The organism is Mycobacterium farcinogenes, assembly GCF_019739075.1.
Classification (GTDB): domain Bacteria; phylum Actinomycetota; class Actinomycetes; order Mycobacteriales; family Mycobacteriaceae; genus Mycobacterium; species Mycobacterium senegalense.
In genome coordinates, this window is record NZ_CP081673.1 from 2,059,801 (window position 1) to 2,073,292 (window position 13,492).

Consider the following 13,492-nt stretch of genomic DNA (forward strand, 5'->3'; position numbering starts at 1 on the left):
CGACAATGGTCGACAGCGAGATCAACCACTGCGTTTCGACCTGCGCTCGCCGGGGTCGGCTTTGCTCGAACTGCTCCGATCGGGATCGGTCTGCGGGCCGAGCTCGATGATCAGTTCGCGCAGTTCCTCCAGCTCGCGGCGCAGGTAATCGCGCGTGACGACCTCGCCCACCGCCAGCCGCAGCGACGCCAGCTCGCGGGCCAGATACTCGGTGTCGGCCTTGGTCTGCTCGGCTCGGCGCCGGTCCTCTTCGAGTGCGACCCGGTCGCGGTTCTCCTGGCGGTTCTGTGCCAGCAGGATCAGCGGGGCGGCGTAGGCGGCCTGGGTCGAAAAGGCCAGGTTGAGCAGGATGAACGGGTACGGGTCCCACTGGAAGGTGAAGACGCCGATGTTGAGGGCGATCCAGACCACCACGACGATCGTCTGGATGGCCAGGTATCGCCCGGTGCCGAGGAAGCGGGCGATCGACTCGCTGAACGCGCCCACCGCTTCCACGTCGACGTGCAGCCCGAAGCCACGGGTCGCGCGCGGGGTGTCCAGCCGCTGGCGCGCAGAGGTTTCGCTCATGAGCCCGCCGCCGGGATTTCGGGCTCGTCACGTTCGCGCCAGTCGTCGGGCAGCATGTGGTCGAGCACGTCGTCGACCGACACCGCTCCCAGCAGGTGGTTCTCCTCGTCGACCACCGGACCGCAGACCAGGTTGTAGGCGGCGAAGTAGCGGGTCACCGCGGCCAGCGAGTCGGCCGGGCTCAGGCTGGGCAGGTCGGTGTCAACGATGCCGCTGACCAGTTCCGCGGGCGGTTCACGCAGCAACCGCTGCAGATGAACACAGCCCAGATACTGCCCGGTCGGGGTGGCGCTGGGCGGCCGCGTGACGAAGACCAGTGAGGCCAACGCCGGCGTCAGATCGGGGTCGCGGATCCGCGCCAATGCCTCGGCCACGGTGGTGTCGGGGGCCAACACCACCGGCTCACTGGTCATCAGGCCGCCCGCGGTGTCGGGCGAGTGGGCCAGCAAGCGGCGCACGTCCTCGGAATCCTCGGGGTCCATCTCCAGCAGCAGGGCCTCGGCGTCGGCCGGGGTCATCGAGCCCAGAACGTCGGCGGCGTCGTCGGGATCCATCGCCTCCAGCACGTCGGCGGCGCGTTCGGTGTTGAGCTGGCGCAGTACGGCGGCCTGCTCGTCCTCGGGCAGTTCCTGCAGCACGTCGGCCAGGCGCTCGTCGTCGAAGGCCCGGTACAACTCGTAGCGCCGTTTGACCGGAAGCTCACGCAAGGCCTCGGCCACCTCTACCGGGCGTTGACCCTCGAACTGCTCGAGCAGTGAGGCCACTCCCTGGTCGGGCATCGCCAGCCCCGACGGTGTCAGCCCGTGCACGTTCTGCCAATCGACGACGTGGATGTTGCTGCGCCGCCCCAGACGTCGCTGCGGGCGCACGGCCACCCGCGTCACCATCCAGTCGCGCGTCCGGGTCTGCTCGATACCCAGATCGACTACCACGACGTCGATTCCGGCCAGCTGCTCCAGATCGGGATCGTCGACCCGGACCCTGGTCTCCAGCACCTGACCCAAGACCAGCACCTCTCCGGGGCGTTGCGCGAAACGGCGCAGCGACACACTGCCGGTGGCCAGGGTCACCGAACCCGGCTCGATCGCGGTCACCCTCAGGATGGGAACGAAAATCCTTCGCCGGGTGAGCAATTCGACCACCAGGCCGAGAACGCGCGGCTGCTGGCGGACGATGCTGATACTGATCACCACGTCGCGGACACGGCCGATGGATTCCCCGTCGGGGCCCAGCACCACCATCCCCGCGAGCCGGGCTGCGTAGACCCTGTTCACCGCCGCCATGAAACAAAGGGTAGAGACTGTGGTCGTGGAGAACACGTATCGACCCCGTAGAACGTGCCTCTCGGTTCCGGGAAGCAGCCTGAAGATGATCGAGAAGGCCAAACGTCTGCCCGCTGACGAGGTGTTCCTCGATCTGGAAGACGCGGTCGCCCCCGGCGCCAAGGAATCGGCCCGCGCCCAGGTCGCCGCGGCGCTCGCCGAGGACGGTTGGGCCGGACAGCTGCGCGGGGTACGGGTCAACGACTGGACCACGCCGTGGACCTACGCCGACGTGATCGAGGTGGTTTCGGGGGTCGCGGCGGCCGGCGCCACCTTGGACCTGATCGTGTTGCCCAAGGTCACCGAGGCATCTCACGTTCAGGCCCTTGATCTGTTGCTGTCCCAGCTGGAGGCCACTCACGGCCTGGAGCCGGGGGCCATCGGCATCGAGGCACAGATCGAGAACGCGCAGGGGCTGACGAACATCGATGCGATCGCAGCGGCCCCGCGGGTGCAGGCGCTGGTGCTCGGCCCCGGAGACATGGCGGCCAGCCTCAACATGCGCACCCTCGAAGTCGGTGGGCAGCCCGACGGCTACGACATCGGCGATGCGCATCACCACGTGCTGATGCGCATCCTGATCGCCGCGCGCAGTCGCGGCATCAACGCCATCGACGGGCCGTATGTGAAGGTGCGCGACGTGGACGGGTTCCGCCGGGTGGCCGGACGTTCGGCGGCGCTGGGCTATGACGGCAAGTGGGTGCTGCACCCCGACCAGATCGACGCGGGCAACGAGATCTTCAGTCCACGCCAGGCCGACTACGACCACGCCGAGCTGATCCTGGACGCTTACGAATGGCATACCTCGCATGCCGGCGGTGCCAGGGGAGCGGTGATGCTGGGCGACGAGATGATCGACGAGGCCAGCCGCAAGATGGCACTGGTGATCGCCGGCAAAGGGCGGGCAGCGGGGATGACTCGACTCGCCGAACCGTTCCGGCCACCGAGCTGATCGGGTCGTGCGGCGCCGCAGCGTAATTCGGCCGCTACACGGCCAACATGACGGCCACGAAGTACAGGACCCAGCCCAAGCCGATGAGGGCGCCGATGGCGCCCAGGATGATGCCGGCGATCGCCAGACCGCGCCCTGACTGTCCACTCCGGTCGATCTGCTTGAGCGCGGTGATGCCGAGCCCGATTCCGACGACGGCGGCCAGCAGTCCGAGGCCGCACATGCCGAACATGAACAGCGAGACGAGCGAGGCCGCCAGCGACCCGATGGCGACGTTGCTGGTCGTTGCCGGCGGCATTCCGTATCCGGCGGGATATGCCGGATAACCCGGTGGCCCGTAGCCCGGCGGCGGCGGATAACCGGGCACCGGCGGCGGATAGGGAGGCGGATAGGGCGGAGGGGGATAAGGCGGAGGGTAGGACTGCGGATAGTCGGGCGGGATGTCCGCCGGATAGTCGATGGCAGGCGGATACGGCGCGGTGACCTCATAGCCCTGCGGTCCGAATTCGTATGACGGTTGCGCCCCGGCGTTTTGCGGCAGATCCTGGGAATGCTCGATGGAAGGTGCTTCGTAGCCGCCGGACAACGGTTCCGACGGCTGGGAGCCGGGGTCGGATGGCGGCGTTTCGCCCGCGTTGCCGTCCGGGTTTGTCATGCTGATCAACCTAGCGTACGGACCGTGAGGCCCCGGGGGCGTGACGCCGGCACCAAAAGCGGTGTAAGGGCGTTGCTGTAACAAGAGCAGCCGCTGTGCTGGCGGTGGACAGGAGAGTGAAGTTCGATATGACGAGCCCATTTCAGTCCGGTCAGACACCGGGTGCAGCGTCCGCCGCACGCGGCGCGTTGCCGACGCCGCCCAAAGGCTGGCCCATCGGTTCCTACCCGACCTATGCGGAGGCCCAGCGGGCCGTCGATTACCTGTCCGACCAGCAGTTCCCGGTGCAGCAGGTGACGATCGTCGGTGTGGACCTCATGCAGGTAGAGCGCGTCACAGGGCGGCTGAGCTGGCCCAAGGTGCTCGGCGGCGGTGTGCTGTCGGGTGCCTGGCTGGGCCTGTTCATCGGCCTGATCCTGGGCTTCTTCAGCCCCAACCCGTGGAGCGCGTTGCTCACCGGCCTGGTCGCTGGTGTCTTCTTCGGCCTGATCACCTCGGCCATTCCGTATGCGATGGCTCGCGGCACAAGAGATTTCAGTTCGACGATGCAGCTGGTCGCGGGCCGCTACGACGTCCTGTGCGATCCGCAGAGTGCCGAGCAGGGGCGGGATCTGCTGGCGCGCTTGACGATCTGAGCTGACCCGCGGCCCTGTGCCGGCCGCGGTGGCAAATGTCCGCAGGTCACGATTGTGACGCGGCACGCCCAAACGGTTGCACATGAGCTCCGCATAGCTCTACGGTTTGCGCGCGGGAGCCGCTTCCAGCGGCGACATCGAAGGCGAACGGGAGGCAGGGCGTGCGCGCTCGGCGGCTATGTGCTGCGGCAGTGGCCGCGTTGACGACGGCCTCGGTCCTGTCGGCGTGTGGTGAGGCCGACAGCGGGATCGTCATCAATTACTACACGCCGGCCAACGAGATGGCGACCTTCACGGCCGTCGCCAAACGGTGCAACGCCGAACTCGGCGACCGCTTCACCATCAAGCAGATCAGTTTGCCGAAAGGTGCTGACGACCAACGGTTGCAGCTGGCCCGCCGGCTGACCGGCAACGACAAGACGCTCGACATCATGGCGCTCGACGTGGTGTGGACCGCCGAGTTCGCCGAGGCCGGCTGGGCCGTGCCGCTGTCGGAGGACCCGGCGGGAGAAGCGGAGTCCGACGCCGAGTCCAACACCCTGCCCGGACCGTTGGAGACGGCCCGATGGCAAGGCAAGTTGTATGCCTCGCCCATCACCACCAACACCCAATTGCTTTGGTACCGAGCAGATTTGATGGATCCGGCGCCGTCCACCTGGGACGGGATGGTCTCGGAGGCCAACCGGCTGCATGCGGCGGGCAAGCCCAGTTGGATTGCGGTGCAGGCCAAGCAGTACGAGGGGCTGGTGGTGTGGTTCAACACCCTGCTCGCCAGTGCGGGCGGTCAGGTGCTCTCCGACGACGGCAAGACGGTCACGCTGACCGACACCCCGGAGCACCGCGCGGCCACGGTCAAGGCGCTGCAGATCATCAAATCGGTTGCCACCGCACCCGGTGCCGATCCGTCGGTCACCCAGACCGACGAAGCGACGGCCCGACTGGCGCTCGAGCAGGGCAAGGCCGCGCTCGAGGTCAACTGGCCGTTCGTGTTGCCCTCACTGCTGGAGAACGCCGTCAAGGGCGGGGTGAACTTCCTGCCGCTCGACAAACGGCCCGATCTGACCGGGGCGATCAACGATCTGGGCACCTTCTCGCCGACCGACGAGCAGTTCGAGGCGGCCTATGAGGCGAGCAAGGACGTGTTCGGCTTCGCCAACTATCCGGGCGTGCGTGAGGGGGAGCCGGCCAAGGTGACCATCGGCGGGCTGAATCTCGCGGTGGCCAAGACCAGTCAGCACAAGGCCGAGGCCTTCGAGGCCATCCGATGCCTGCGCAACGTCGAGAACCAGCGCTACACCTCCGTCGAGGGCGGATTGCCCGCAGTGCGCGAGTCGTTGTACGACGATCCCGCATTCCAGGCCAAGTACCCGCAGTACGCGATCATCCGCGAACAGTTGACGAATGCCGCCGTGCGGCCTGCCACACCCGTGTATCAGGCTGTGTCCACCCGCATTTCGGCCACCCTGGCTCCGATCACCGACATCGATCCGGAGCGCACCGCCGATGAGCTGACGGAACAGGTGCAGAAGGCGATCGACGGCAAGGGGCTGATCCCGTGACGCGCACCGACAACCGCGCCTCCGAACGAAAATTGGCGTTCGCGCTGATCGCTCCCGCGGTGGTCCTGATGATCGCGGTGACCGCGTATCCGATCGGATATGCGGTGTGGCTGAGCCTGCAGCGCTACAACCTGGCCGCCCCCGACGACACCGCCTTCGTGGGGTTCGCCAACTACCAGACCATCCTCACCGACCGCTACTGGTGGACGGCTTTCGCGGTCACTCTGGCGATCACCGTGGTGTCGGTGGCCATCGAGTTCGTGCTCGGTATGGCGCTGGCGCTGGTCATGCACCGCACCATCTTCGGTAAGGGCGTGGTCCGTACCGCGGTTCTGATCCCCTACGGGATCGTGACGGTGGCGGCCTCTTACAGCTGGTACTACGCGTGGACACCGGGCACCGGTTACCTGGCCAACCTGCTACCCGACGGCAGTGCTCCGCTGACCGAACAGTTGCCGTCGCTGGCCATCATCGTGCTCGCCGAGGTGTGGAAAACCACCCCGTTCATGGCGCTTCTGCTGCTGGCCGGCCTGGCGCTGGTGCCGCAGGATCTGCTCAACGCGGCCCAGGTCGACGGGGCCGGGGCCTGGACGCGGCTGGTGAAAGTGATTCTGCCGCTGATCAAACCGGCCATCCTGGTCGCACTGTTGTTCCGCACCCTCGACGCGTTCCGGATCTTCGACAACATCTATGTGCTGACCGGGGGAGCCAACAGCACCGGGTCGGTCTCGATCCTGGGGTACGACAACCTGTTCAAGGCTTTCAACCTCGGTCTGGGTTCGGCCATCAGCGTATTGATCTTTGTGTCGGTGGCGGTGATCGCGTTCGTCTTCATCAAGTTGTTCGGTGCGTCGGCGCCTGGCGCAGAGACGGAGGGGCACCGATGAGCGCTTGCGCGAAGAGCGAGGGGAACCGATGAGCGAGCGGGTGGGCGCACGCCGCGCGACCGGGTGGACGGTCGTGAACATCCTGGTGGTGCTGTATGCGTTGATCCCCGTGTTGTGGATCCTGTCGTTGTCGTTGAAGCCGACGTCGAGCGTCAAGGACGGCAAGCTGATTCCAGCCGAGATCACGTTCGACAACTACAAGGGCATCTTCAGCGGAAACATCTTCACCTCGGCGCTGGTCAACTCGATCGGCATCGGCCTGATCACCACGGTGATCGCCGTGGTGATCGGCGGTATGGCTGCCTACGCGGTGGCCCGCCTGGATTTCCCGGGCAAGAAACTGTTGGTGGGCGTGGCGCTGCTGATCGCGATGTTCCCGCAGATCTCGCTGGTGACCCCGATCTTCAACCTGTGGCGCAGCATCGGGCTGTTCGACACGTGGCCCGGGCTGATCATCCCCTACATCACCTTCGCCCTGCCGTTGGCGATCTATACGCTGTCGGCGTTCTTCCGGGAGATCCCGTGGGACCTGGAGAAGGCCGCCAAGATGGACGGCGCCACGCCGGCCCAGGCTTTCCGCAAGGTGATCGCTCCGCTGGCCGCCCCGGGCATCGTCACCGCGGCCATCCTGGTCTTCATCTTCGCGTGGAACGACCTGCTGCTGGCGCTGTCGCTGACCGCCACTGAGCGGGCGATCACGGCGCCGGTGGCGATCGCGAACTTCACCGGCAGTTCGCAATTCGAGGAGCCCACGGGGTCGATCGCGGCAGGGGCGATGGTCATCACCATCCCGATCATTATCTTTGTTCTCATCTTCCAGCGGCGCATCGTCGCTGGCCTGACATCCGGTGCGGTAAAGGGGTAATTGGATGGCCGAAATCGTGTTGGACCGGGTCACCAAGAGTTACCCCGACGGTGCGGGCGGCACCAGGGCTGCCGTCAAAGAGTTCTCGATGACCATCGCCGACGGCGAGTTCATCATTCTGGTGGGACCGTCGGGGTGCGGTAAGTCGACGACGCTGAACATGATTGCCGGACTTGAGGACATCTCGTCAGGCGAGCTGCGCATCGGCGGGGAGCGGGTGAACGAGAAGGCGCCCAAGGACCGCGATATCGCGATGGTGTTCCAGTCCTACGCGCTCTACCCGCACATGACGGTGCGCCAGAACATCGCGTTCCCACTCACCCTGGCCAAGCTCAAGAAAGACGAGATCGCGGCGAAAGTCGAGGAGACGGCCAAGATCCTCGACCTGACCGAACTGCTCGACCGCAAACCGGCCCAACTGTCGGGCGGCCAGCGTCAGCGGGTGGCGATGGGCCGGGCGATCGTGCGGCGCCCCAAGGCATTCCTGATGGATGAGCCGCTCTCCAACTTGGACGCCAAGCTGCGCGTGCAGATGCGCGCCGAGATCGCGCGGTTGCAGAGCCGGCTGGGCACCACCACGGTCTACGTGACACATGATCAGACCGAGGCGATGACGCTGGGTGATCGGGTTGTGGTGTTGCTGGCGGGCGAGATCCAGCAGATCGGCACGCCCGACGAGCTGTACAACAACCCGGCGAACCTGTTCGTGGCCGGCTTCATCGGCTCACCGGCGATGAACTTCTTCCCGGCGACGTTCACCGATGTCGGGGTGCGGTTGCCGTTCGGTGATGTCACGCTGACCCAGCAGGTGCATGATCTGCTGGCACGTCAACCCAAGCCGGACAACATCATCGTCGGTATCCGGCCCGAGCAACTGGAAGATGCCGCACTGCTCGACGGGTATGCTCGCATCCGGGCGTTGAGCTTTCCAGTGCGCGCCGACATCGTCGAGTCGCTGGGTGCGGACAAGTACGTGCATTTCACCATCGAGGGTGCCGGCGCCGAAGCGGCGCAGCTCGCCGAGTTGGCCGCCGATTCCGGTACCGGTGTCAACGAATTCGTGGCCCGGGTGTCGGCGGAATCCACGGTGACGGCCGGCCAGCAGATCCAACTGGCGTTCGACACGTCGAAACTGGTGATCTTCGACGCGGAGACGGGGGCGAATCTGACCCGCACCGAACCTGCCGCCGAGGAGCCCGCCGCGGCCGAAGAACCCGCCGAGCCCGAAACCGAAGAGACCGATTCAGCCGAAGAACCGACAGCAGAGTGATCGACGTCCTGGCTGCCGTTCGCGCCCACGTGGGCGAGCATTTCGGCGCGGCAGGCATCACCGCGGAACCGGTCAGCGCCAGCGTCACCTTTCTGGGCACCGAGCGCATCGATGTGCTCCGGTTCGGTCCTGACCTGGCTGCCGGTGGTGCCGGACAGGAGCTGTATCACTATGTGACGCTGGGCTGTTCGCGTCACCCGATGTTCGATCCGACCGAGCTGGTATCCGACCCGATCCACGGCCCCCGGGCCGAGGTGGTGCTCTCGCTGCGGGGGCCGACCCCGACTGGGCTGGCCCGGTCGCTGGCCGTGCTGGCCGCCGCCCCGGCGGTGGAGGGCCTGGTGCTGGAGGCCGACGCGCTCATCGATCTGGAGACGCCGCTGTTCGATTCCGCACCGTTCAGCGCATTCCTGTTGGGTCCCAGCGACATTGGTCAGGTCGAGCTGCCCGAACCGTTGTCCGCGGTGTCGGTGCTGTCGGCCACTCCGATCACCGCCACCGAGGCGGCCTGGGTGCGGCTCAAGGGGGCCGACGCGATGCGTGAGGCGTGGCAGACCGACGGGGTGGACGTGATGGATCCACGGCGGCGAGCCGCCAATCCAAGCTGAGAGAAGGGCTAGAGCCAGTCGTTGTGCCGGAAGGTGCGGTGCAGCACCAGGCAGATGGTGGCCATCAGCAACAGCACGGCGGGATAGCCCCAGGTCCACTGCAATTCGGGCATGTGCTCGAAGTTCATCCCGTAGATGCCGGCCATCGCGGTCGGCACGGCGGCGATGGCCACCCACGCCGAGATCTTGCGCATGTCCACGTTCTGCTGCATGGCGACTTTGCCCAGCGCGGCCTGCACCAGCGAGCTGAGCATTTCGTCGTAGCTGGCGATCCGGTCTGAGGCTTGCACGTTGTGGTCGTGCACGTCGCGCATGTAGCGGCGTACCTCGACCGAGATCAGGTCGTTGTGGTCGGTCAGCAACCGGGCCAGGGCGAGTGTCAACGGCGCCACCGCCCGCCGCATTTCGACGACCTCGCGCTTGAGCAGGTAGATGCTTTCGATGTTGGTGCGCGTACGGGGGGAGAAGATGTCCTCCTCCATCGTGTCGATGTCGGTTTCCATCAGATCGGTGACGTCGAGGTAGCTGTCCACGACATGGTCGGCGATCGCGTGCATCACGGCGAACGGTCCGAGTTTGAGGATGGCAGGCGAGGATTCGAGGCGTTTCCGTACCCCGGCCAGGCCGCCGTGCTCGCCGTGGCGGACGGTGACCACGAAGTCCGGTCCGACGAAGATCATGATCTCGCCGGTCTCGACGATCTCGCGAGCCAGCGCCACCGACTCGTGCTCGACGTAGGTGACCGTCTTGAGCACCAGGAACAGGGTCTTGTCGTAGCGCTCCAGTTTGGGGCGCTGGTGGGCATGCACGGCATCCTCGACAGCCAACTCGTGTAGGCCGAAAACATCTGCCACCGACTGCATTTGGAACTCGTCGGGCTCGTGCAGGCCGATCCAGACGAATGCCTTCTCGCCGGCGGACTGAAGTTCGCGGACTTTGTTCAGCGCCGCGGCGTGGGTGTATTTGCCGGGCAGGCGGTCGCCACCGCTGTAGACGCCGCAATCGACCATGGCCCGAGCCACCGGAACGTGGATCGACTTGGCGTCGGGCTCTGCGGAACGAGCCTTTGCGGTGGCCCGCAGGGCCGGTGGCAGGGCGCGGAACGAGGGCATGACTGCGACCTTCCTGCGCGGTGTGTTCCCAACCAGATCAGCACAACGAATGCTACGCGTAGTTACTATTAAGTAAGGCTCACCAGCGGGGATCCGGACCCTGTGAGAATTGGCATTGAAGTACCCTTGCGCCGTGTCGGAAAGTACAGTCGCCTCCTCGTCCGAGCGCTCGTCAGCGGAGCGCACCCCGCAAGTTGTGATCGACGATGCCGAGATCTTCGATGCGCATGAGGGTGGAAAGCTCTCGGTGGAGTTGAAGGAGCCGCTGGATACTCAGCGTGCGCTGTCGATTGCGTATACGCCGGGGGTGGCGCAGGTCAGTCGGGCGATTGCCACGGATCACACGTTGGCGGCCAAGTACACCTGGGCTAATCGGTTGGTGGCGGTGGTCAGTGACGGGACTGCGGTGCTGGGTCTCGGCGATATCGGTCCGGCGGCATCGCTGCCGGTGATGGAGGGCAAGAGCGCGCTGTTCAAGTCTTTCGGCGGGCTCAATTCGATCCCGATCGTGCTCGACACCAAGGATCCCGACGAGATCGTGGAGACGTTGATCCGGTTGCGTCCGACGTTCGGGGCGGTGAACCTGGAGGACATTTCGGCGCCGCGGTGTTTTGAGATCGAGCGTCGGGTGATCGAGGCGCTGGACTGCCCGGTGATGCATGACGACCAGCACGGTACGGCGATTGTGGTGCTGGCGGCGCTGTTGGGGGCGACCAAGGTGCTCGAGCGGGATATTCATGCGTTGCGGGTGGTGATCTCCGGTGCCGGTGCCGCGGGTGTGGCGTGTGCCAACATTTTGTTGAACAAGGGCATCAGTGATGTGGTGGTGCTCGATTCGCAGGGCATCGTGCACTCGGGTCGGGACAACCTCAATTCCTTCAAGGCCGAGCTGGCCGGGCGGACCAACCCGCGCAAGCTCACCGGTGGGGTGGCCGAGGCGCTGCAGGGCGCGGATGTGTTTCTCGGGGTGTCGGCCGGTGTGGTGCCCGAGGAGTTGATCGCGACGATGGCGCCCAACTCCATCGTCTTCGCGCTGTCCAACCCGGATCCCGAGATCCACCCGGACGCCGCCCGCAAGTACGCCGCGGTGGTGGCGACCGGACGCAGCGACTTCCCCAACCAGATCAACAACGTGTTGGCTTTCCCAGGGGTGTTCCGCGGCGCGCTGGATGCCGGGGCGCGTCGGATCACCGAGAAGATGAAGGTGGCCGCAGCCGAGGCGATCTTCTCGGTCGTCGGTGACGATCTCGCGGTCGACCACATCGTGCCCAGCGCGCTGGACCCCCGCGTCGGTCCCGCCGTCGCAGCCGCCGTCGCAGCAGCGGTAGACCCCGCAGAATCCTGAGTTCACGAATGCGCCGCATCCTGGCGTTGGCACTGCTGGTGCTGGTCGCACTGGTATCGGCCGGCTGCGGCGGCCGGTCGGGCCCGCCCGCACTCGCGGTCGGAGCCGGACCGGCGCCCGAGTCGGTGCTGCTCGGCCATCTGTATGCAGCGGCGCTGCGCTACTACGGCACCCCGGCTGTGGTCACCGAGACCGACGGCGTCCCGGGCGTGCTGGATTCTGGATCGGTGACGGTGCAGCCCGGGTTCACCGGCCGGTTCCTGACAGCGCTGGATCCGGGCGCCACGGCACGAGCTGACGAGCAGGTGTACCGGGATCTGGTCTCGGCGCTGCCGGAAGGCGTAGCCGCCGGTGACTACACCATGTCCGCGCAGGACAAGCCCGCCCTCGCCGTCACCGAGCCCACGGCCACAGCCTGGGGCGGGACCGATCTGAGCGCGCTGCGCCGAAACTGCGCGAAGGCCCGTCCGGGTGCGGTGGCCGGCGCCAGGATCGCCACGGTGGTGGGTTCCTGCACGCTGCCAAAGGCGCTGGTGTTCCCGGATGACGAGAGCCTGTTCGCGGCACTGCGCGCGGGCAAGATCAATGCGGCCTGGTCGACGACGGCGGATCCGGCCATCCCGTCGGATCTGACCGTGCTGGCCGACAAGACGTCGCTGATCCGGGGCGAGAACGTGGTGCCGCTGTACCGCCGCAACACGCTCAACGAGCGGCAGATCCTGGCGCTCAACGAGATCGCCGGGGTTCTCGACACGGGATCGCTGGCCGATATGCGCAGGCAGGTCGCCGAGGGTAAAGATCCCGGTGCGGTGGCCGACGCGTTCCTTGCGGCCAATCCGCTGGGACACTAGACCCTCGGCGCGCCGGCGTCAGCGTGGGATCATGCGTCCCATCGCGGAGGCGAACAGCTTCTGGTAGCCCGAGCCGGTGATGCGGACGATGACGTCGAGGATCTTGGCGTCGGGGCCGACCAGCACGCGTGCCTTGTCCTTCCGCACGGCCTCGAGGATGATCTTGGCGGCGCGCCGCGGGGTGGTGTTGGCGAGCTTGCGGTCGAAGGTCTCGGCGAGCGCCTTCTGGTCCAGGCCCTCAGCGGCGGTGGCATTGCGCGCGATGGCGGTCTTGATGCCGCCCGGGTGCACACACGTCACCTTGACCGGGTGCTTGGCCAGGGCCATCTCCTGGCGCAGGGCCTCGGTGAAGCCGCGGACGGCGAACTTGGCCGAGTTGTAGGCGGCTTGGCCGGGAACCGAGAAGATGCCGAAGAGGCTGGAGACGTTGACGATGTGCCCGTCGCCGGATTCGATCAGGTGCGGCAGGAATGCCTTGGTGCCGTTGACGACTCCCCAGAAGTCGACATCCATCACCCGTTCGATGTCCTTGAACTGGCTGACTTCCACGTCGCCGGTGTACGCGATGCCGGCATTGTTGTAGATCTGGTTGACCTTGCCGAAGTGTTCCTTGACCGCGTCGGCGTAGAGCAGGAACGCCTCGCGCTCGGTGACGTCGAGCCGGTCGGTTTTGACCTCGGCGCCGATCGCCTTGAGGCGTTCTTCGGTGACCGCCAGGCCTTCGGTGTCGACGTCGCAGATCGCAAGTTTGGCGCCCGAACGTCCCAGCTCGATGGCCAGTGCCTGCCCGATGCCCGATCCGGCGCCGGTGACAACGGCGACCTTTCCGGCGAAGCCCTCCATGGAACACTCCCTCGTGTAGTC

The 13,492-nt window shown here is 66.3% G+C and carries 14 protein-coding genes; 9 read left to right on the forward strand and 5 right to left on the reverse strand.

Features of this window, described 5'->3' with window-relative positions:
* Positions 1-21: 21 nt before the first annotated feature.
* Both K6L26_RS09755 and K6L26_RS09760 read right to left on the reverse strand, forming a co-directional pair.
* Positions 22-567: a DUF1003 domain-containing protein gene (locus K6L26_RS09755; protein WP_221853042.1), complete on the reverse strand. Its 546-nt coding sequence runs from the start codon at positions 565-567 to the stop codon at positions 22-24.
* Complete coding sequence (locus K6L26_RS09760; protein WP_221853043.1) at positions 564-1,850, reverse strand: magnesium transporter MgtE N-terminal domain-containing protein; 1,287 nt, start codon at positions 1,848-1,850, stop codon at positions 564-566. Before K6L26_RS09760 ends, K6L26_RS09755 begins: the two co-directional genes overlap by 4 nt.
* A gap of 25 nt (positions 1,851-1,875) precedes the next feature.
* Between K6L26_RS09760 and K6L26_RS09765 the strand changes: the two genes are divergently transcribed.
* Positions 1,876-2,841, forward strand: a complete 966-nt coding sequence (locus tag K6L26_RS09765; protein WP_076112080.1) for an HpcH/HpaI aldolase/citrate lyase family protein — start codon at positions 1,876-1,878, stop codon at positions 2,839-2,841.
* Positions 2,842-2,875: 34 nt separating this feature from the next.
* On the opposite strand, the gene K6L26_RS09770 is transcribed toward K6L26_RS09765, so the two are convergent.
* Positions 2,876-3,496 carry a DUF4190 domain-containing protein gene (locus K6L26_RS09770; RefSeq protein WP_221853044.1) on the reverse strand — a complete coding sequence of 207 codons (621 nt, stop codon included), beginning with the start codon at positions 3,494-3,496 and terminating at the stop codon, positions 2,876-2,878.
* Between the two features lie 128 nt (positions 3,497-3,624).
* Between K6L26_RS09770 and K6L26_RS09775 the strand changes: the two genes are divergently transcribed.
* The 6 genes from K6L26_RS09775 to K6L26_RS09800 all read left to right on the forward strand — a co-directional run bounded on the left by K6L26_RS09775 (position 3,625) and on the right by K6L26_RS09800 (position 9,320).
* Positions 3,625-4,131 carry a YflT domain-containing protein gene (locus K6L26_RS09775; RefSeq protein ID WP_019346977.1) on the forward strand — a complete coding sequence of 169 codons (507 nt, stop codon included), beginning with the start codon at positions 3,625-3,627 and terminating at the stop codon, positions 4,129-4,131.
* Positions 4,132-4,292: 161 nt separating this feature from the next.
* Positions 4,293-5,690 (forward strand): ABC transporter substrate-binding protein, encoded by a 1,398-nt coding sequence (locus K6L26_RS09780; RefSeq protein ID WP_221853045.1) that lies wholly within the window; start codon positions 4,293-4,295, stop codon positions 5,688-5,690.
* Entirely contained in the window at positions 5,687-6,577 is an 891-nt protein-coding gene (locus tag K6L26_RS09785) for a carbohydrate ABC transporter permease (RefSeq protein WP_019346975.1), read from the forward strand. Before K6L26_RS09780 ends, K6L26_RS09785 begins: the two co-directional genes overlap by 4 nt.
* A gap of 40 nt (positions 6,578-6,617) precedes the next feature.
* Complete coding sequence (locus K6L26_RS09790; protein WP_174682931.1) at positions 6,618-7,442, forward strand: carbohydrate ABC transporter permease; 825 nt, start codon at positions 6,618-6,620, stop codon at positions 7,440-7,442.
* Positions 7,443-7,446: 4 nt separating this feature from the next.
* Complete coding sequence (locus K6L26_RS09795) at positions 7,447-8,712, forward strand: ABC transporter ATP-binding protein (protein WP_019347411.1); 1,266 nt, start codon at positions 7,447-7,449, stop codon at positions 8,710-8,712.
* On the forward strand, positions 8,709-9,320 hold the full coding sequence (locus tag K6L26_RS09800) for a suppressor of fused domain protein (protein ID WP_064898048.1): 612 nt from the start codon (positions 8,709-8,711) through the stop codon (positions 9,318-9,320). Before K6L26_RS09795 ends, K6L26_RS09800 begins: the two co-directional genes overlap by 4 nt.
* Positions 9,321-9,328: 8 nt before the next feature.
* On the opposite strand, the gene corA is transcribed toward K6L26_RS09800, so the two are convergent.
* The gene (gene corA / locus K6L26_RS09805; RefSeq protein ID WP_019347409.1) at positions 9,329-10,432 is read right to left on the reverse strand and encodes a magnesium/cobalt transporter CorA; all 1,104 of its coding nucleotides are present in this window, start codon (positions 10,430-10,432) and stop codon (positions 9,329-9,331) included.
* A gap of 133 nt (positions 10,433-10,565) precedes the next feature.
* On the opposite strand from corA, the gene K6L26_RS09810 reads away from it, so the two are divergent.
* Positions 10,566-11,777 (forward strand): NAD(P)-dependent malic enzyme, encoded by a 1,212-nt coding sequence (locus tag K6L26_RS09810; protein WP_221853046.1) that lies wholly within the window; start codon positions 10,566-10,568, stop codon positions 11,775-11,777.
* 8 nt (positions 11,778-11,785) lie between these two features.
* Positions 11,786-12,628 (forward strand): glycine betaine ABC transporter substrate-binding protein, encoded by an 843-nt coding sequence (locus K6L26_RS09815; protein ID WP_019347407.1) that lies wholly within the window; start codon positions 11,786-11,788, stop codon positions 12,626-12,628.
* 18 nt (positions 12,629-12,646) lie between these two features.
* Here K6L26_RS09815 and K6L26_RS09820 read toward each other — a convergent pair whose 3' ends face one another.
* Positions 12,647-13,471 carry an SDR family NAD(P)-dependent oxidoreductase gene (locus K6L26_RS09820; RefSeq protein ID WP_019347406.1) on the reverse strand — a complete coding sequence of 275 codons (825 nt, stop codon included), beginning with the start codon at positions 13,469-13,471 and terminating at the stop codon, positions 12,647-12,649.
* Between the last annotated feature and the right edge of the window lie 21 nt (positions 13,472-13,492).

Excerpts from the sequence above, each read along its gene's own strand:
- K6L26_RS09755 (WP_221853042.1), bottom strand. The coding sequence starts at position 567 with ATGAGCGAAACCTCTGCGCGCCAGCGGCTGGACACCCCGCGCGCGACC.
- K6L26_RS09760 (WP_221853043.1), bottom strand. The coding sequence starts at position 1,850 with ATGGCGGCGGTGAACAGGGTCTACGCAGCCCGGCTCGCGGGGATGGTG.
- K6L26_RS09770 (WP_221853044.1), bottom strand. The coding sequence starts at position 3,496 with ATGACAAACCCGGACGGCAACGCGGGCGAAACGCCGCCATCCGACCCC.
- K6L26_RS09775 (WP_019346977.1), top strand. The coding sequence starts at position 3,625 with ATGACGAGCCCATTTCAGTCCGGTCAGACACCGGGTGCAGCGTCCGCC.
- K6L26_RS09795 (WP_019347411.1), top strand. The coding sequence starts at position 7,447 with ATGGCCGAAATCGTGTTGGACCGGGTCACCAAGAGTTACCCCGACGGT.
- corA (WP_019347409.1), bottom strand. The coding sequence starts at position 10,432 with ATGCCCTCGTTCCGCGCCCTGCCACCGGCCCTGCGGGCCACCGCAAAG.
- K6L26_RS09815 (WP_019347407.1), top strand. The coding sequence starts at position 11,786 with ATGCGCCGCATCCTGGCGTTGGCACTGCTGGTGCTGGTCGCACTGGTA.
- K6L26_RS09820 (WP_019347406.1), bottom strand. The coding sequence starts at position 13,471 with ATGGAGGGCTTCGCCGGAAAGGTCGCCGTTGTCACCGGCGCCGGATCG.